General features: G+C 44.1%; 16 protein-coding genes. All 16 read left to right on the forward strand.

All coding sequences use genetic code 11. The features are described 5' to 3' along the window. Positions 1-164: 164 nt before the first annotated feature. A complete protein-coding gene (locus DP091_RS15095) occupies positions 165-2,132 on the forward strand; it encodes a glycosyl hydrolase family 28-related protein (protein ID WP_181469816.1) in 1,968 nt (655 codons plus the stop codon). Between the two features lie 272 nt (positions 2,133-2,404). After that, positions 2,405-3,157 (forward strand): YveK family protein, encoded by a 753-nt coding sequence (locus DP091_RS15100; RefSeq protein WP_113059071.1) that lies wholly within the window; start codon positions 2,405-2,407, stop codon positions 3,155-3,157. After that, positions 3,138-3,770 carry a CpsD/CapB family tyrosine-protein kinase gene (locus tag DP091_RS15105; protein ID WP_113059072.1) on the forward strand — a complete coding sequence of 211 codons (633 nt, stop codon included), beginning with the start codon at positions 3,138-3,140 and terminating at the stop codon, positions 3,768-3,770. Before DP091_RS15100 ends, DP091_RS15105 begins: the two co-directional genes overlap by 20 nt. Before the next feature lie 313 nt (positions 3,771-4,083). Beyond that, complete coding sequence (gene galU, locus DP091_RS15110) at positions 4,084-4,974, forward strand: UTP--glucose-1-phosphate uridylyltransferase GalU (RefSeq protein ID WP_113059073.1); 891 nt, start codon at positions 4,084-4,086, stop codon at positions 4,972-4,974. 22 nt (positions 4,975-4,996) lie between these two features. Continuing rightward, on the forward strand, positions 4,997-5,695 hold the full coding sequence (locus DP091_RS15115) for a sugar transferase (RefSeq protein ID WP_113059074.1): 699 nt from the start codon (positions 4,997-4,999) through the stop codon (positions 5,693-5,695). Positions 5,696-5,744: 49 nt separating this feature from the next. After that, on the forward strand, positions 5,745-7,157 hold the full coding sequence (locus DP091_RS15120; protein ID WP_258394550.1) for an O-antigen ligase family protein: 1,413 nt from the start codon (positions 5,745-5,747) through the stop codon (positions 7,155-7,157). A 1-nt stretch (position 7,158) separates the two neighbouring features. Further along, positions 7,159-7,941 (forward strand): SGNH/GDSL hydrolase family protein, encoded by a 783-nt coding sequence (locus DP091_RS15125; protein WP_181469817.1) that lies wholly within the window; start codon positions 7,159-7,161, stop codon positions 7,939-7,941. Continuing rightward, positions 7,938-9,137 (forward strand): glycosyltransferase family 4 protein, encoded by a 1,200-nt coding sequence (locus tag DP091_RS15130; RefSeq protein WP_181469818.1) that lies wholly within the window; start codon positions 7,938-7,940, stop codon positions 9,135-9,137. The genes DP091_RS15125 and DP091_RS15130 overlap by 4 nt, the downstream gene beginning before the upstream one ends. A 28-nt stretch (positions 9,138-9,165) precedes the next feature. Further along, a complete protein-coding gene (locus DP091_RS15135) occupies positions 9,166-10,437 on the forward strand; it encodes an oligosaccharide flippase family protein (protein ID WP_258394551.1) in 1,272 nt (423 codons plus the stop codon). A 69-nt stretch (positions 10,438-10,506) separates the two neighbouring features. Next, the gene (locus tag DP091_RS15140) at positions 10,507-11,697 is read left to right on the forward strand and encodes a glycosyltransferase family 4 protein (RefSeq protein ID WP_258394535.1); all 1,191 of its coding nucleotides are present in this window, start codon (positions 10,507-10,509) and stop codon (positions 11,695-11,697) included. Then, the gene (locus DP091_RS15145; RefSeq protein WP_113059079.1) at positions 11,694-12,890 is read left to right on the forward strand and encodes a glycosyltransferase family 4 protein; all 1,197 of its coding nucleotides are present in this window, start codon (positions 11,694-11,696) and stop codon (positions 12,888-12,890) included. Before DP091_RS15140 ends, DP091_RS15145 begins: the two co-directional genes overlap by 4 nt. Further along, entirely contained in the window at positions 12,890-14,029 is a 1,140-nt protein-coding gene (locus DP091_RS15150) for a glycosyltransferase (protein ID WP_113059080.1), read from the forward strand. The genes DP091_RS15145 and DP091_RS15150 overlap by 1 nt, the downstream gene beginning before the upstream one ends. Before the next feature lies 1 nt (position 14,030). Then, the gene (locus DP091_RS15155; protein ID WP_113059081.1) at positions 14,031-15,407 is read left to right on the forward strand and encodes a sugar phosphate nucleotidyltransferase; all 1,377 of its coding nucleotides are present in this window, start codon (positions 14,031-14,033) and stop codon (positions 15,405-15,407) included. A 34-nt stretch (positions 15,408-15,441) separates the two neighbouring features. After that, entirely contained in the window at positions 15,442-16,779 is a 1,338-nt protein-coding gene (locus DP091_RS15160) for a UDP-glucose dehydrogenase family protein (RefSeq protein ID WP_113059082.1), read from the forward strand. A gap of 74 nt (positions 16,780-16,853) precedes the next feature. After that, positions 16,854-17,840, forward strand: a complete 987-nt coding sequence (gmd, locus tag DP091_RS15165) for a GDP-mannose 4,6-dehydratase (RefSeq protein WP_113059083.1) — start codon at positions 16,854-16,856, stop codon at positions 17,838-17,840. Then, positions 17,837-18,823, forward strand: a complete 987-nt coding sequence (locus DP091_RS15170; RefSeq protein WP_113059084.1) for a GDP-mannose 4,6-dehydratase — start codon at positions 17,837-17,839, stop codon at positions 18,821-18,823. The genes gmd and DP091_RS15170 overlap by 4 nt, the downstream gene beginning before the upstream one ends. The last annotated feature ends 12 nt before the right edge of the window (positions 18,824-18,835 follow it).

Genomic DNA, 18,835 nt, shown 5'->3' on the forward strand with positions numbered 1-18,835 from the left:
AAAATGTATCCAACCAGTTCCTATATTATAGTAATCCATGAGTTGTTTTCAAGATTGAAGTTTGAATTGTTTCAATATTTGGGCTTGGCTCTAATCGTAGGTGGGTATTTTCATCAAGCACATTTGTAATGTAGTCACTACTATGTAGCAAGGAGGAGATGAGCATGGCCAAGAGACAAACGAAATACATGAAGATGAATGCATGGTCATCCTCGGATACGATGGATCCGAACGATGTAAGCTTCAATTTCGATTTGTTAGATGAGGAATTAATGAGCCGTGGCATTAACGTTAAGTGGTTTGGAGCTGTAGGTGATGGAAGAGCAGATGATACTGCGGCTTTTCAGGCCGCGATGGCAAAGTGTGATAAGCGTTACAAGCTATTTGTGCCTCCTGGTGATTATCGGATCAGACAAACGATAGAGAATAATAGCAGAGGAATTTATGGGGCAGGTCCCTATGTAGATGGTGGACAAATGGGCACGAGAATTATCTGGGACCCCCTCGACACAACAACCGATTTACTTCCATGCATAAGAATCCGAAATTCTGGAGTGAAAGCAGTATTTGAGGATTTCGGAATATATGGTGTTTCAAGATATAACTCAAGAGAACTGATCAACTGGATAAATAAGGAGTTATTTGAGCAAAGTCTGTACGATATGTTTGCTGTAGGTTCAGCTGCGTTTGAAGTTGCAGGATCAGCGACACCGATATTTAGAAATATTGCTACATCTGGAGTGAAGGTTGGGCAGCTTCTTAACAGTAACAATGGACATGTATCTTCATACGAATGTACCTGGAACGGATTAATTGGCGTATATTGCCGTATCAATACGGGGGATTATTTTTATCAAGGTGGCAGTATAACAGGAGCATTCTGCGGCATCATGTTCGGTACGATATTAGCGGCCGGACATCGCGGGGGGTTCAATGCCAACCTTCATAGAACACATCTTGGATTTTCACCGTACGCTATTTATCAGTGCATTGACAGTGGACTTGATGACTATAAGGCAGCTCCTGTAGTTCTAGGATTAAGCGGCATCTATATGAATGCTCAGTTTGAGCAATGCGGAGAAGCTGCAATCAAACTATTGAGTAAATCTTTAACATCGAATTTAAGACTATTCGGCTTCGGCTTTACTTGGTCTGTAACAAGTTATACAGGGAATCCTTCAAAGTGGGAGTACTCGATGCCAGATGAACTGATACCTGCTGGTGAAAAACAGAAATATGCAGCTTGGTTTGGAACCGTTACAGCTCCGACGACATTTAACGATGAACTCGGAGTATTAAAAAAATCGAATGCTCCAGGCGCTATTGGAACGGCATATATTGATATTCTGACCGGTGATAAGGAGTCCGATTTGACTGGATTGGGACCAGAGGATGTGGTGATTCGTAGAAAGGTCACACCTTTATACAAGAGTGCCGACTTACAAACACGAATGAAGGAAAGAGAGCATCGCACGCTTATGCCGGTATCAGCGCCAAACCTTCTGAGGAATCCGGAAGTGTTATCGAATTGGACGGTATTAAATGGAGGCGTAATTAGTCTTGTCACGGCCGACCAAGTGCCGATCCCGATTAGTAACGAGATGAAGCAGGTCATCGGTCCGCAGCCTGTCATTTTAAAAGTCACGCCAGATGGAGTACGATCACCGATGATGGCGATCAAGTTCAATAGCCGGACATTGCCGTATCAGGGAGATGCTAACAGAAACTTGGCCATGCAATATTTCATTTTGCAAACGGAGTACGAAAGTGGATCGTTATATAAATCAATGGGCCGAATTGCTGCCCAGAATGCGGAGTATATTTTTAACGATGCCATAACTTGGCGTGAAGAAGGTTGGAAGCATCTTCGGGGGAGAGAGCTTGCAAGTCAAACGGGTTTATTGCATGAATTCAGCATATCGTTCATCCCCAAAGTGGGTGAAACCTATATTGCTGGGGTAATGGTGACGTGGGATCATATCGGGTCGTACTCTCCGTATCCACATAGTTATATGACAGATTCCTTAGAAATCGAGGGTCCGGGAAACGGGATTATATTGACGGACTCGGTGACAAGAGCCAGATATCAATTATCTATTGTCAACGGCAGCTTGCAAATTACGCAAAAATGAATACTGTTCCGTGAATCGATGATTCACTTAAATAAATCAGCTTTGTTGATCTCGTACATCAACAAGGCTGATTTTTTTGCGGTTAGAAGGAAGAGGAGGCGGCATTGAGGATACATATTGTGTCATTTTTATGTAAATTCATGAAAATTGACCTTGACATGATACAAATTGTATCGTAAATTATGGATTGTAAAATATACAGAATGTATCAAGAGCTTAGAAATTCAAGGCAAGTTTTTTAATCCATAAAATAAGCGGAGGTTTACAGCCGAATGGAACTTAAACAATATTTCCGAATTGTTCAGAGAAAATGGTGGTTGATTGCGGTTATTGTCGTCATTGCGATGGTAGCAGCCGCTGTAAAGAGCTTCTATTTTACGACACCTATCTACGCAGCGAACGCTAAGTTAATTGTAAACCAATTCTCGGGGGACAGAGCGGCGACACTCAACGCAAGCACAATTCAAACTAGTATTTTTCTGATCAATTCGTACAAGGAAATTATTAGGTCCTCGGCCGTGATGAACAAAGTGGTTGAACAGTACCCCGAGCTGGGTGAAAGCCCCTCACAAATTGCTGCCAAAATATCTGTTACCTCGGCGAACAATTCACAAGTTATGAATCTGATTTACGAAGATGTCTCTTACACCAAAGCCGCCAGTGTCGTAAATGCTGTCTCCACGGTATTTAAAGAGCAAATTCCAAACATTATGAATGTGGACAATATAACCATTCTGAGCGAAGCGGATCCAACCATATCTCCTGCGCCTATCAATATAAATCCGGTGATGAACATGTTGATTAGTTTTGTTATCTCACTCCTTCTGGCGATCGGCTTTATATTCCTGCTCGATTATTTGGACGATACCCTCAAGACCGAAGTGGAGATTGCAGAAATCATGGAAGTACCCGTGCTTGCTGTTGTAGGAAGGATCAGCAGAAAAGAGCTGAAGAGGTCCACACGATCGAAAGCTATTCCAAAACAAAAGGCAGGTGAGAGTCAGTATGCGTCGCTCCATCAATAACCATAATCTGATAATTTCCGCTAATCCAAAATCGCCAATATCAGAGATTTATCGTCTGCTTCGAACCAAGATCCAATTCTTTTATAAAGAACAGGAATTGAAGACCGTTATGGTGACATCGTCACAGCCTGGAGAAGGCAAAAGTACCGCGATAGGCAATTTGGCGGTAGCTTATGCGCAGGAAGGTAAGAGTGTACTTCTGATCGATGCAGACCTGCGAAAGCCCTCATTACACCGGATGTTCTCGTTATTAAACTCCCAAGGCTTAAGCACTTTGCTTGCGGGTGACATAAGTCTTGAGGAAGCGATTCAGGAAACGGCTGTTGAACGATTATCATTGCTGCCATCTGGACCGGTCCCCGTAAATCCATCGGAATTGATCGATTCACCTTCTATGCGGGAACTGCTCGAGGTTTCAAAATTGCAATATGATGTCATTCTTGTCGATACGCCATCGGTGCTCTCCGTATCGGACTCCGTAATTGTCAGCGCATTATGCGATGGAGTCATTATGGTAGCTGCAACCGGAAAGGTAAAGAAGGATCATCTTAGAAAGGCGAAGGAGCAGTTGGACCATGTGAATGCCCGGATATTGGGGATTGTGCTGAATTAAACGAAGAGAACACCATTAAAGAAACGGCTTTCAGGCAGGAATGATAATGATAATAGAAGAGGAATGAGTAAGAAAAGGTAATGTCTACTGCACCTATATCACTGCAGACACTCGGTTACGCTGTGGGTCGCTTCGACCTTAGACATGATTGTCGAGGGTGTAATGTGAGGACGGGTTTAATGCCCTTTTTTCATGAAAGGCTTAGCTATGTTCTTTTCTACAGAGAAGAGTATATAGCTGAGCGTTTCTGCTAAACGGACAATGAGCCTACCCGTTGTCTACATAAAAATATGAGTTGGAGAGTGAATGGGTGATGAGGAGAGTAAAGAAAGCCATTATTCCTGCAGCGGGGCTTGGGACACGTTTTCTGCCTGCAACGAAAGCAATGCCAAAGGAAATGCTTCCGATCGTGGATAAACCCACCATTCAATACATTGTGGAAGAGGCCGTGGCATCGGGAATTGAGGATATTATCATAGTGACGGGTAAAGGCAAGCGTTCTATTGAAGACCATTTCGATCATGCGTTTGAACTGGAGCATAATTTGCTCAGCAAGGGAAAGTATGAATTGCTTAACGAAGTTCGGCGCGCTTCGAATGTTGAAATCCATTACATACGCCAAAAAGAAGCCCGGGGTCTAGGCCATGCTGTTTGGTGTGCACGTAACTTTATAGGAAATGAGCCATTTGCCGTCCTATTAGGGGATGATATTGTTCAATCCGATACACCTTGTACTCGGCAATTGGCCCAGCAGTTTGAACGATTGCAGAAGTCGGTTATCGGCGTTCAGAACGTGCCCGATGATCAAACACATCGCTATGGAATTGTGGCTCCACTGGGTAAGATGAATCGCTTGTATGAAGTGGACTATTTTGTAGAGAAGCCTCCTGCCGGTCAAGAACCGTCGAGACTAGCCATCATGGGCCGCTACATATTAACTCCTGAAATTTTTGATTTTCTGGAACATCAAGAGGAGGGGGCTGGTGGAGAAATTCAGTTAACGGACGCGATCCAGAAGCTGAATGAAAGTCAGGGCGTATACGCTTACGATTTCGAAGGTACCCGATATGATGTAGGCGAAAAGCTTGGATTTATTATGACTACTCTTGATTTTGCACTTCAAAATGAGGAGCTCCGAAAACCCCTTCTACAAGGTATGGAGACGATTCTTGAAAGAGAGTATTCAAATTCAAATAAAAATTAATAGCTGAAGAGGTGTATCATTCATGTCTCCCAATCCGCAACGTAATGAAGTAGACGTTGTGTTCGAAGTAAATAAACGATATGCAAACGATTTGGCATTAGAGGCGGAACCCAGAGTTTTGTATCTGGCAATAAAACGTGTCATGGATTGCGTATTGGCTTTCATCGGCCTTGTTCTGTTGTCGCCACTCTTTGTGATTGTATCCATTCTTATAAAGCTGGAGGACCCGAAAGGGTCTGTTTTTTTCTACCAGACACGCATCGGTAAGGATGAGAAGCCATTCCGAATGTACAAATTTCGCTCCATGGTATCGAATGCGGAAGAACTGCTTGAGGAGCTATTGGATCAAAATGAAGTCAGCGGTGCTATGTTCAAAATGAAGAATGATCCTCGTATTACCAAGATTGGGAAATGGATTCGAAAGACGAGCATTGATGAGCTGCCTCAGCTATGGAATGTTCTCTGCGGCGAGATGTCTCTGGTCGGTCCAAGACCGGCATTACCAAGAGAAGTTCAATTATACAGCAATTACGACAGGTTGCGATTGAGGGTAAGCCCTGGTTGCACCGGATTGTGGCAGGTGAGCGGTCGTAACAATTTAAGTTTTGATGAGATGTTGGAGCTGGATCTGGAGTATATCGAACGAAGAGGCTTGTGGATGGATCTGAAATTGATACTTCAAACCGTCAAGATCATGATTCTTCCGAATTCAGCCTATTAACTGAGGCGTGCTATTGGAATTTTTGAGGGAGATAGGGTGATTGGCAAATATGGAGAGGATCTCTGGATTAAGCTCTTGGCGAAGGAACGCCGCACGAACGGTTCATGTCGGAGTCATTATAGCGAGCGGTACTTTGATTGGATTGCTCAGTTCCGTTGACTCTCTGCATATTAAACTGCTGGAATTGGTGTTCCTGGTCTTATGTATGCTGATCGGACTGTATATCCAGTTTAAGAGCCCACATGTTCTTATTCCATACTCACTTTTGATATGGACGATCAGCCCTGAGGTAAGACGCTTGCTCGACTGGTCGTTTCAGTCGTACAGCGATACATCGATTATCATGCTGACTCCGTATTCTGTTTCGTTGATATTACTGATAACAACGATTAAACACTTTCATCGGATCGATTCGAGAATAAGACTGATCATAAAAATCATTGGCGTGGCATTGATATATGGGTTTATTCTCGGTTTCATGAAATATGGGCTGTCTTCTGTATATGACTTGCTGAGCTTATTTGTCCCATTCTTAGTGCTTCTATACGTGAGTGCCAGTCAGTTCGATAAGGGAATTTGGGACAAATGGCTGAGAAGCTTTGCTTATCTTGCGGTCCTTGTTGGAGTCTACGGCATATACCAATACTTGGTTTTGCCTCCTTGGGATCATTTCTGGATGACAACCGCGGATATGAACTCAGTCGGAATACCGGAGCCTCAGAAATTTCGGTTGTTCTCTCTGCTGAATTCACCGGGACCAGCAGGTATGTTTCTTGGTTTTGCACTAGCCATTATGATTGTACAAAAAAAGTGGAGAGCGTTTGGCATAGTCGGAATTATGATTGTCGCGTTTGCGCTTCTGCTCACTCTGGTTCGGGTTGGATGGATTACGTGTGTAATAATGATCGTTGCCTATTTTGCCCGTTCACGATTAAAAGGCAAAGTGCAGTTGGTAGCCTTAGGTGTCATTATGGTGCTGGCGTATACCTTTATTCTTCCGCTCTTGCCGGGGGCCAATCAGGTATCCTCACGTATTAGCACGTTCGAGTCATTGGAGGAAGATCACTCTTTTAATGAGCGGTTGGACTTTGCTAAATATATTATCTCGGATGTGATATCCAATCCCATTGGAAGAGGACTGGGCAGTTCGGGACTGGGGGTCAAGCTAACCCAGAGTTCGAATACAGTGGCTGTATTTGATAATGGGTATTTAAATTTGTTTTATTCATTTGGGTTACCCCTGGGACTGGCCGTTATTTTTTTATTAGGATATTTGTTCGTAATTCTCTTCAAGATCAGCAAAACAGAGAAGGGTTATGCTCCGATTTCCTTTGCAGCTATTAGTGCGATTCTATTTCTGTTATTAGGAAGTAATGTATTGAGCGGATTAAGCGGATATATTCTACTGTTGATTATCTCACTCGCATTTCCATATGCGTCTACAAATCGGAGGGAACTGTAGCATGTTAATTGTTTTTTTAGGCGACTCCATTACGGAAGGATTAGGTGTCATTCGCTCCAATACCAATTATGCCAATTTGTTGCAGGCTCAGCTCAAGTCACTGCTTTCCCAGCCTGTCGAAATCATGAATTTCGGCTCCAGCGCCATGCAGGTAAACGAATCAAGGGCCAAGTATGAACAGCGTATTATGGAGCTGCAGCCGGATTTCATCGTGTTTGCCCACGGTATTACGGAATCCATTGTACGGGAACAGAAGCAGTATTTGAAATGGCTGCCCAGACGGTGGCGAAGGCCCGGTTGGATGGACCCAAGACCTTATTATTCGACTAGAAAAGCGCGGAGACTTATGGAAAAGCTGGAATCGGCGCTTCGATGGAGAGTGAAGGTGACCCTGATTAAAGTGTTTGGCGGTAGACAATGGATGAGTCTCGAGGATTTTAAACAGCATACGACGGAACTTATTCTGAACATTCTGAATAACAGTCCGAAGACCAAGGTGGTGCTGCTTACTCCCAGTGATATCGAGGAGAAGTACTTTCCGGGATCTGTAGAATCAATGAAGAGATATAGAGGTATATTGCACGATATTTGCGAGAACAGCAAAGATTCAAAGCGGATATTTCTGTGCGACACATCCCAAACCTTGAATAAATGGAGTGATTACTTGGAAGACCGGTTTCATCCGAATGAACTGGGACACAGTAAAATTGCTAAAGCGCTGCTCAGCGCCATTCGTGAGGATTCCCTTGCTGCACAACCATGGATGAAAGAGGTACAACGATGAGAATCTGTTTTGTTACGCACAAGGTGAAGAAGGGAGACGGACAAGGCAGAGTCAATTATGAAGTCATTGTGGAGGCCTTAAAGCAAGGGCACGAAGTGATAGTGATATCCTCAGAGCTGTCGGAGGACCTCCGAAATCATTCCCAAGTGGAGTGGATCAGGATCAATGTTAGCAAAATGCCGATCGCCTTATTGCGAAATCAGTTGTTTGCTATCGTTTCCGCATGCTCAATCTGGCTTCGTCGGGCCCGTATTCAGCTAGTTGTGGTCAATGGATTCATAACTTATGCCCGGTCTGATATCAATTGTGTGCACTTAGTTCATAGCGCGTGGGTGAAGTCGAAGTATCATCCGTTTCGAGAAAAGAAAACGTTAAGGACGTTTTATCACTTTGTCTACAACGGAATCAATGCCGTTCTGGAGCGAATCGCACTAAAGAAAACCCGGCACATTATTTCTGTGTCTGAGCAGGTGAAGCAGGAACTCGTCCGGGATGCAAAATTAGGCGGTCGGTGCATCTCAGTTGTTCATAATGGCGTTGACACGAGCGAATTCTATCCACGTCAGATCAATAGAGCCGATTATAAGCTGGATGAACACATAGTCTACGCCTTGTTTGCAGGAGATTTGAACTCAGGCATAAAAAATCTGGATACAGTGCTCCGTGCGTTATCCGAAGTGGAGCATGTTCACCTGCTGGTTTTAGGAAATGCAGAAAAGAGCCCATACCCGAATTTTGCCGAACAATTAGGAATTTCGGACCGGGTTCATTTCCTTGGGTATCGGAAGAATATCGCAGATTTTATGGCGCTTGCTGACTTGTTTGTTTTTCCGTCCAGATATGAGTCGTTCTCGCTTGTCATTCTAGAAGCGATGGCATCGGGCCTGCCTGTGATCATGAGCAACCGCTGCGGTGTGGTGGAGCTTCTGTCTGATGATGCAGCCATAGTCTTGGACAATCCGGATGATACCAAGGCTCTGACCAATGCAATCAGAGAACTATCCTCCAACCCGGAACAATTAAGAAGGATGGCACGAAGAGCGAGAAAACATGCGCTCCAAAACGACTGGGAGACCATGGCAATCAAATACATGGAAATATTCAAAGAGACGATGAGCGCTCAGTCAGGCATCCTGCCGATCGACAGGCTTGAAGGGAAAGAACGGTATGTTGAAAATACATATACTCAAAAATAAAAGAAGTTGGGGAAGTCTTGGCAATGTGATGCAAACATTTGCATCCAATGTGTTAATCCTCGGTGTCAACATATTGACAGGTATTATTATCGCGAGGACTTTAGGCCCTGAGGGCCGTGGAGAACAGGCAGCCATGATTATGTGGCCGCAATTCCTGGCGTACTGTTTAACTTTAGGCATGCCGTCGGCGCTGGTCTATTATATGAAAAAAAAAGATGGGAACCAGGGCTCGCTCTATATCACCGCGTTGATTATGTCGTTGATTCTTGGGTGCGTGGCCATAGCGATCGGTGCTGCCCTCATTCCGTTCTGGATGAAGGAGTACTCACCGGAAGTCATTGAATTTGCCGTGTGGGCACTGGCAGTTTCGCCGCTTGCCATACTAGGCACCATTAATATAGCTGCCTTACAGTCTAGGGAAGAATACCTTTTGTATAATTTCATGCGATATATTCCGGTCCTAGGTACACTGATTCTGCTCTGTGTTCTTGTTGCAACCGGGAATGTTACGTCATTTTATACATCGATTGTATATCTTTTTCCCGCAATCCCAATAACCATCTGGATAACAATCAAGCTGGTCTTGCATTATAAAATGAAGCAGAGGAACAAGCTGGAATCCGCCAAAAAGCTGCTCAGTTACGGGGTCCGTTCCTATGGAACCGATGTGGCAGGGACCTTCTCCGGTTATATTGATCAGATTTTGGTAGTAGGGTTACTATCACCCGCCAGTCTTGGCCTATACGTTGTTTCGCTGAGCCTGTCAAAAATTTTAAACACGATTCAGACTGCGATTACCTCGGTGTTGTTTCCCAAGGCGTCCGGACTTCAACATGCGGAAGCCATTCGACTCACGTTCAAAGTTTACCGCGTTAGTATGCTGGTGACTCTTCTTGTAGGTGCCTCGGTATTTCTTATTGCGCCGTATCTGTTAATTCTCTTGTATGGACAGTCATTTACGGATGCTGTTCCGATATTCCGGATTTTAATTTTCCAAACGGGGATTGCAAGTCTTTCATGGATTCTTTCACAAGGATTTATGTCTACTGGCAAGCCGGGGGTAGTTACCATCATTAGAGTATCAACCCTTGGGCTTAATATTGTGCTGCTGAATATTCTTATCCCGATGCTAGGAATTGAAGGTGCGGCAATCTCGCTGTTGATTACATCCGTTGTGGAATTTATTCTGATCTTTCTGCTCTATACGCTGAAGCATCATATTAAACCACGGGACTTTATCTTGGCGAAGAAAGATATTGTATGGCTGCTTCAACGTATTCGTATTCAATTGAGCAGCTAAGGAGTCACACTGTGCCAATTGTATATGAACTAGCTTTACCGTTAAATCTTATTGAAGAAAAGAGAGATTATGATGAATATACTTACAACTGGAATGGGTTGGATCGATATTCAGCATGGCGGATTAAACCGTTATTTTGCGGATTATATGAAAGCTATGAAGGAGTATGGCCATACCGAGCTTGGACTAGTCGTAGGTCCTCAGGGGGCTAGTATTGAAACAGATCTTAATATTATCAATACAACAGAAGGAGCAACCCATCACGACCTCCTCTCTCGAATGAGGTCCGTTCAGAAGCGTTCCTTTCAAGCAGTTGGCAGCTTTCAGCCCGATGTGTATAATCCGCATTTTGCACTCTATTCGGCTATGGTTACAAGAAAGAAAATACCTCCGCATGTCCCGATTGTTACTCATTTTCAAGGACCTTGGGCGTTAGAATCAAAAATTGAGGAGAAGAAGCAGAGCGGAGCCGTGACAGAGTTGAAGTGTTGGCTGAAGAAGCAAGTAGAACAAATTAGCTATCGGCGTTCCGACAGCTTTATTGTCTTGAGCCAATACTTTAAAGATATGCTCGTGGAGAACTATGATGTGAAAGAGCGGGACGTTCATATAATTCCAGCCGCCGTAGATCATGAACGCTTCCGCCCTCATTCCAATCGGGAGCAGTTGAGATCAGAACTGGGTATATCAGCTGGTCAGCCTATGCTCTTCTGTATAAGAAGATTAGTCCGTAGGATGGGAATTGACAGGCTGATTCACGCCATGGTAGACGTGATTAAGATACATCCAGAATCTCGCCTGTTCATCGGTGGAGACGGACCCATGCGTGCGGAATACGAAACGTTAATCGGTCAGCTTGGACTCTCTTCGCATGTTAAATTGCTTGGCAGAATTTCTAACGAGGAGCTTGTTCGATACTATCAAGCTGCGGATATCAGTGTTGTTCCGACACTTACCTTAGAGGGATTTGGGCTTATAACTGTTGAGTCTCTTGCGTGCGGGACGCCCGTGCTAGGAACTCCATATGGGGGGACGAAAGAGATTCTGCAGCAATTGTCGAATGACTTAATGTTCAAAGACGGGACATCTGAGGCCATGAGCGAAAAAATTATTGATGTTCTAAATAACAATTTGTTTTTACCAACCCGAGAAACGTGCAGACAACATGTGCTGAATCGATATACATGGAGCAGGGTGGCGGAGGCTGTAACCGGGTTATTTACGGAAGAGATTGAGAAAAGGAAGGTACTTAGAACATGAGGATTGCCTTCTATAATCATACGAGCACCGTGAGCGGGGGCGAGATTAGCTTGCTGTTGACCGCCAGGCATTTAACCAAAGCGCATCCGATATTGTTTGCACCAGAGGGGGAGCTTCTTCAGAGAGCCCGCAGCCAAGGGCTTGAAGCTGTTGTTATACCAAGCTTTCGTCCGAGGTTAACTAAAAATCCTCTCCTTCTTGTTATATATGTATTCGGTATGCTATGGGCAGGTTGGAGGCTTGCTCTTCTTATGAAGCGAAGCCAGGTAGATCTTATTCATGCCAATTCGATTCGTGCTGGTATGATGGCAGCACTATTCAGATGGTATCATAGGCTTCCTGTCGTATGGCATTTGCGAGATATGCCACCTAAGGGACTCATTGGAAAGCTTATACAAAAATTAGCCATTCATACGACACAGGCTCTTATCGGTATTTCTGAATCCGTTATTCATAGTATGGATCATCCCTCTTTACAAGAAAGGTGCCATCTTGTGCATAACGGAGTAGAACTGGTTCATTTTAATGCGGGGGAAAAAGACGAGATAAGAGCACGGTTAAGGTCGGAGTTCCAAACACCACGGGACGCGAAAGTGCTGGCCATAATTGGTCAGATTGCCCCATGGAAGAGGCAGGAAGATGCGATTGAAGCATTTTCAAGATTTGTGGTTGAAGAACCGGATGCGGTCCTATGGATCGTTGGTGAGGCTAAATTCAGGCAGGAGAACGAACGCTATCTTGAACGTTTAAAGGCCAGAGCTAGAACGTTAAAGCTCGAAGATAAGGTTAGGTTTACTGGATTTAGAGATGATGTACTGGAGATCTGCTGTGCAGCAGATCTCCTTTTATTATGCTCAGAGAATGAGCCGTTTGGAAGAGTTATTATTGAAGCCATGTCGCAAGGTATGCCGGTTGTTGGCACCCATGGAGGCGGCGTGCCTGAAATTATCCAGAGCGGTGAAAGTGGGCTTCTGTATGAGACTGGAAACATCGAAGAGCTTACACAATGTATCCGGCAGGTGCTAAAGGATAAACGAATGTGGTGGACGCTTAGCGATAACGGGCAAGAGCGCGTGCGAGATCACTTCTCGATTAAGCAGACATCTCAAAAAATTGAGCTGATCTATCAACAGCTGTTGTCTAAGCCAGGAATGAAGCAGGTAGAGCAACAGCATGCAAGGGAGTTGGTATAATGCGGGATTTGAAAATAGCCATTGTGCATGATTACCTCAATCAAATGGGGGGAGCCGAACGTGTGGTGGCTGTATTACACAAAATGTTTCCCGAGGCACCAATCTACACAACCATCGTCGATCGTGACAAGCTACTCCCTGAGTTACAGAACGCCGTTATCCATACGACTTGGATGCAGCGAATTCCGGGGATATTGAATAAATTTAAGCTTTATTTCTGGCTGTACCCATTCTCAATACGGTCTATAAACGTGAAGAGCTACGATCTTATTCTTAGTTCCAGTAGTGCTTATGCGAAGGGGGTTCGGAAGGGTAGGCAGAGTCTTCATGTCTGTTATTGCTATACACCGATGCGCTTTGTCTGGGATTTCGATACGTATATGGAAAGCATTCAGGTACCCCGTTTGGTTAAAAGAATTGCGAAATGGCTGATCTATCCTTTGAAGAGATGGGATAAGAATAACTCTGAACACGTGGATCGTTTGATCGCTATTTCCACAATCGTGAAGGAGCGGATTAAACAGTGTTATGGAGTAAATGCTCCAATCATATTTCCTCCGGTAGAAGTTAGCCGATTTAGCGTCAAGGAAGGGGAGCCGGAGGATTATTTTCTTGTCGTCTCTCGATTGGTGTCTTACAAAAAAATAGACTTGGCGATTGAGGCGTGCACACAGAGCGGGAAGCGTCTGATCGTAATTGGAGATGGACCGGATCGGCAAAGGCTGGAGCAGCTTGCTGGAGATACGATCACTTTTCTTGGAAGAAAAAGTGACGAGGATGTTGTCCGCTACATGCAGAATTGCAAGGCATTGATATTTCCCGGTATTGAGGATTTTGGCATAACTCCTCTTGAAGCCAATGCGTGTGGCAGACCGATTATTGCCTACTATGGAGGCGGAGCGCTGGATACCATTATAGCTGAACAGACAGGATTATATTTCAAGGAACAGTCGATTAACTCCTTGAAGAGTACGATTAACCGATTTGATCAATATAATTGGGACCCACAGTATATAAGGCAGCATGCAGAACAATTCAGCGAATACATATTTATCGAACGGATGCAATCCATTATTGAATCTTCGTTGAAATCAAGAGAGATCAATTCGACCATTCCAGAACCGGAGGGAAGTTATTAGCATGCATATTGTTCTATTGTCAGGAGGCAGCGGAAACCGATTGTGGCCGTTGTCTAATGAGACACGTTCCAAGCAGTTTCTTAAAATATTGAATAACGCAGCTGGCCAACGTGAATCGATGGTTCAGAGGGTATGGAATCAGCTTGGCAAGATGAACTTAACTCAGACCGCTGTTGTCGCAACCGGTAGATCGCAAGTTGAGCTGCTTCAAAACCAGCTTGGACATGAGGTGGAAATCATCGTTGAACCAGAGCGAAGAGATACGTTCCCGGCTATTGCCTTAACTGCCGGTTATTTATACTCCGTGAAGGGTGTCAGTCTGAATGACGTTGTCATTGTGCTTCCTGTTGATCCTTTTGTTGAGGATCATTTCTTTGAGAAAGTAACGGAGCTGGAAGCATTAATGCTTGAAACGGAAGCTGATCTTGGATTAATTGGGGTTTCGCCAGATCATCCCTCCTCGAAATTTGGTTATATCATACCGCAGTCTGTATCGCAGTTAAGCAATGGGATGGAATATTACAGGGTTAGCCATTTCGTTGAGAAGCCTGAAGAACAACACGCTGTTCAACTGATGGAGCAATCAGCCCTTTGGAATTGCGGTGTGTTTGCTTTTCGGCTCGGTTATCTCATCAATCATCTCATAGAGCAGTCTCTTCCCATTCAATACGATGAATTACTTCTGCAGTATAAACGAATGCAAAAAACGAGCTTCGATTATGCTGTAGTGGAGAAAACAAACAATATTGTGGTTATGCCTTATAGCGGCTTGTGGAAAGACTTAGGCACATGGAATGTGTTGACAGAGGAAATCAAAAACCCATTAGTTGGGCGGGGCACATTGAGCGAGGATTCTTCCAATACACATATTATTAATGAGCTGGATATACCAATAACCGTCATAGGTGCTCATAATTTGATCGTTGCTGCTAGCCCGGACGGGATTCTTGTATCTGAGAAGAATGCCAGTATGCGGCTTAAAGAGGTAGTCAAATTTGGAGATCAACGGCCCATGCATGAAGAGCGCCGCTGGGGACGCTATCGTGTACTGGACTATACTAAATATCCGAATGGGTGCGAAGTATTAACGAAGCGCATTTGTATTCTGGAAGGGCAAAATTTAAGCTATCAATACCATATGCTGCGCAGTGAAGTGTGGACGGTAATATCCGGAGAAGGTGAAATGATACTAAATGATGATGTCCGCCATATTAAAGCTGGCGATGTCATTGTCATTCCGATCGAAGCGAAGCATAGCATAAAAGCCCTAACAGAGCTTGAGATAATTGAGGTTCAGTCAGGTAGTGAGCTCATTGAAGACGATATTGTAAGACTGGCCACTAGGTGGGAGGAAATCATTCATATTGTTTCTGTGTAACATGGATTTTCACTACGCATTGGAGTGATAAGAGATGAAATTAACAGTAGTTGGAACCGGGTATGTCGGATTGGTCTCGGGCGTATGCTTCGCTGAGCTTGGGAATGAAGTTATATGCGTCGATAAAATCGAACAGAAGATCATGCAGCTTAATCGTGGAGAGGTACCCATATATGAACCAGAGCTTCAACAATTAATCGTTACGAACCAAGCAGCAGGCAGATTAAACTTTACAACAGACCTAAGTGAATCGGTCAAGAGCTCGGATATTGTAATTATTGCAGTAGGAACGCCTTCCCTTCCCAATGGTCATGCTAATCTGAGTTACATCGAACAGGCAGCCAAAGAGATCGGTCGAGCCATGAATGGTTACAAAATTATCGTAACGAAAAGCACGGTTCCAGTTGGCACCAACGAGAAGGTTCGGGAGATCATTTCGGAATACACGAATGAATCGTTTGATATCGCATCTGTTCCTGAATTTTTACGTGAAGGAACAGCGGTCTACGATACGTTGAATCCCGATCGTATCATCATTGGCACCGACAGCGAAAGAGCGGAAAGACAACTGGTTGAGCTTCATAAAACGTTAACCTCGGATATCATCGTAACCGATATTCGAAGTGCCGAGATGATTAAATACGCCTCGAATGCTTTCCTGGCAACCAAAATATCTTTTATAAATGAAATTGCGAATATATGTGAAAAAGTTGGAGCTGATGTGACGAAGGTAGCCTCTGGTATGGGCTATGACAGACGCATCGGCTCTTCATTTTTGAGAGCGGGCATTGGTTACGGTGGCTCTTGCTTCCCTAAGGATACACAAGCACTTATTCAAATAGCGGGACAGATGGATTATGATTTCAAGCTCTTGAAGTCCGTTGTTGAAGTTAATCGTGATCAACGATTTAATGTGGTCCGAAAGCTCGAGACCTTACTGGGTGATTTATCAGGTGCGACAATCGGCATTTGGGGGTTAGCGTTCAAACCGGAGACGGATGATGTTCGCGACTCTCCCGCATTCGAAATTATTGCTGCCTTGCAGGAACGGGGAGCTAGAATTAAAGCTTATGATCCTATTGCATCCGACAATTTCAGGAATCACTCAGATTTCAAACAGATCGTTTATTGTCAGGAAGCGAAGGAAGCGGCTTGGCAGGCAGACGCACTCTGTATTCTGACCGAATGGAAGGAATTTGAGCGTATCTCGTTAACCGACATTGCCACATGGTTGAAATCACCTTACCTGATTGATGGAAGGAATATATATACAGAGGAGCAGTTGGCCAATACCCAGCTTGTTTATTACTCGGTTGGCAGGCCCAATATGCGGGGTGGGATTAAAGAGAAGGCACCCTCCCTTGCCCTGTAGGTCAATGATTGTATGTAAAACACATGTACTCACCATCCGTAATTATAAATTATTGATAAAGGGGAAGATTTATCGTGACTAAGAATGCACTCGTTACTGGAATAACTGGACAGGACGGCTCTTATTTGGCGGAATTACTGCTGGAGAAGGGCTATAAGGTTTATGGACTGCGTAGAAGAACCAGTACACCAATCATGGAGAATATCGAACATATTAAGCATGAAATTGAATTTATCGATGGTGATTTATTGGACCAGGGTTCACTAATGAATGCGGTGCGCATTTCGAATCCGGATGAAGTTTATAATTTGGCAGCCCAATCCTTCGTAGGCACTTCCTGGATTCAGCCTGTACTGACAGGACAATCAACAGCGATTGGTGTCACGAATATGCTCGAGGCTGTACGCTACGTTAAGCCAGAAGCAAGATACTATCAGGCATCAAGCAGTGAGATGTTTGGTAAAGTGGTGGAAACACCTCAGAAGGAGACAACACCATTTTATCCGCGCAGCCCTTATGGTGTAGCGAAGGTGTACGGGCACTGGATAACAGTTAATTATCGTGAAAGCTATGATATGTATGCTTGTTCCGGTATTTTGTTCAACCATGAGTCCCCTCGCAGAGGTGTCGAATTCGTTACTAGAAAAGTAACAGACGCGGTTGCAAGAATTAAACTGGGTCTCCAATCCGAACTACGACTGGGTAACCTGGATGCCAAACGTGATTGGGGATTTGCAGGCGATTATGTAAAGGCCATGTGGCTTATGCTGCAGCAAGACAAGGCTGAGGATTTTGTTATTTCAACAGGAGAAACCCATACCGTAGAGGAGCTTGTCTCTATTGCCTTTAGTCATGTGGATCTCAACTGGAGAGATTATGTTGTAATCGATGAAAAGTTTGTTCGACCGGCTGAGGTGGATTTATTGCTAGGGGATTGTTCAAAAGCGAAAGAGAAGCTGGGTTGGAGGTTGGAGGTAGGATTTGAGCAAATGGTTAAGATGATGGTCGATAACGATTTGCAGAAGATCTCCAGCAACAATAATTTACTGGTACATCGATGAGAGCCTTAATTACTGGAATTAGCGGTTTTGTTGGCAGGTACCTAGCGCAAAACCTAGTTGACCATGGTTATGAAGTATGGGGCACATCACGCGAGGTGCCTTCTTCCATGCTAGGTGAAGTGAATATCTTTAAGATGGATTTCTCTAATAATGAAATGATAACGAAAGTTATGGAACAAGTAAAACCGGATGTCATCTTTCATCTATCCGGTCAGAGCTCAGTCCAGTATTCATGGAGCCATATTAAAGAAACTTTTCAATCGAATGTGATGGATGCTATTGGACTATTTGAGGCTGTAAAGGATTCCTCCATAAGAAGCAGAGTAAGAATTATATCGATAGGCTCATCGGAAGAGTACGGATTGGTTAAAGATTTACCCATTGTGGAGGACGCAGATACGAATCCTGGCAATCCTTATGGGTTGTCCAAACTTACTTTGAGTAAGTTGATACACTCATATTGCAGCATTCATGAGATGAATATTATTCACGCCCGAGCCTTTAATCATATAGGTCCAGGCCAAGCCCTTGGTTTCGTGACAAGTGACTTTGCCAACCAGTTGATTAAGATAGAGCTGGGTAAAGCTGAGCCGGTAATCGCAGTAGGAGATTTGAGCAGTAAACGAGATTTTACAGATGTAAGAGATATCGTAGAGGCGTACCGGTTGCTTGTTGAAAAAGGTAAAGCGGGAGAAATCTATAACGTATGCTCCGGTAAATGTGTCTCCATCCAAGACATCCTTACGTTACTCGTATCTTTTTCTTCTAAACCCATTGAAGTTGTCGTAAACAAAGACAAATTAAGACCGAATAATGTACCTGAGTATTATGGCTCAAACCATAAGTTGATGGAGACGACCGGGTGGACCCCTTCCATCTCATTAGAAAATAGCTTGAGAGATATTTACATGTACTGGAGGAAACAGCACTTAGATATAACTTCTGATGAAGTACAACTGACATTAGATAGTCGGCAGATCTGATTCGAGGACTAT

The organism is Paenibacillus sp. MDMC362 (assembly GCF_003269305.1).
Taxonomy (GTDB): domain Bacteria; phylum Bacillota; class Bacilli; order Paenibacillales; family Paenibacillaceae; genus Paenibacillus_AQ.